Below are 866 nucleotides of genomic sequence, written 5' to 3' on the forward strand. Positions count from 1 at the left end.
CAGGAACGCCGCCAGCGTGCTGTTCTCGTCGGCGATGGCCTCGTTGGCGGCGTCGAGCACCTTGAGGTCGTCCGCCGTGCGGTACCGGGCGGCAAGCTGGGCGCAGAACGGCTCGATGGCCTCGCGTGTCTCCAGCAGTGCGGCCAGCCGAATCTGCTGGCCCCGGATCACCAGGCTCACCGAGGTCGCGACCGCCTCCTTGCTCGGCCGCTGGACAAAGGCGCCACCGGCACGACCGGCCTTGATGCGGACCAGGCCCTGAACCTCAAGGATGCGCAGGGCCTCACGCACCGTTGAACGACTCATCCGGGTCTGCGTGACCAGCTCACGCTCTGGCGGAAGCGGTGTGTTCTCGGTGAACTCGCCGGTGAGGATGCGCTCGCGAAGCTCGTTGGCGAGCACGTCCGATGCCTTGGGGACCTCCATAGGACCGAGCTGGATCGCCGATCGATCCTTCTTCAGCGTGTCAGCCATGTGCTTCTCTCTACAGATGGTCTATTGGTCAGACCTAAGTTACCATCCGAACATCGTGCGCGATGCAATCGTGGAACCGAGCATGACAGGAGCAGGCATGCGGTGGGATCTGGCCGACGAGCAGGAGATGTTCCGGGACTCGTTGCAGGAGTGGCTGGATCGTTTCGCTCCCGCCGAGACCGTGCACGGCTGGCTGGGCACCGGTGACGTCGCCGCGTTCGAGCGGCTGCTGGTCTCGAACGGCTGGTTGGCCGTGGGGTCCGCGGAGGACTACGGCGGCCAGGGCGGTGGCTTGCTGGAGCTCGCGCTCACAGCTGAGCAGCTGGGACGCCACTGCGCCCCGTCCAGCGCGTGGATGGCGTCGGTGCTGGCCATCCCGGCGCTGGCCGGCG

2 protein-coding genes are annotated in these 866 nt (G+C 67.0%); one reads left to right on the forward strand and one right to left on the reverse strand.

The genetic code is table 11. From position 1 onward, the window contains the following. Positions 1-474, reverse strand: a 474-nt coding sequence (locus tag DD1DGNOD_RS11435) for a FadR/GntR family transcriptional regulator (protein WP_131770097.1), incomplete at its 3' end; no start/stop codon positions are given. A gap of 97 nt (positions 475-571) precedes the next feature. Here DD1DGNOD_RS11435 and DD1DGNOD_RS27990 point away from each other — a divergent pair. After that, positions 572-866: acyl-CoA dehydrogenase family protein (locus tag DD1DGNOD_RS27990; protein ID WP_206443103.1), on the forward strand; the 295-nt coding region annotated here is incomplete at its 3' end.

Source organism: Candidatus Protofrankia californiensis, from assembly GCF_900634765.1.
Taxonomy (GTDB): Bacteria; Actinomycetota; Actinomycetes; order Frankiales; family Frankiaceae; genus Protofrankia; species Protofrankia californiensis.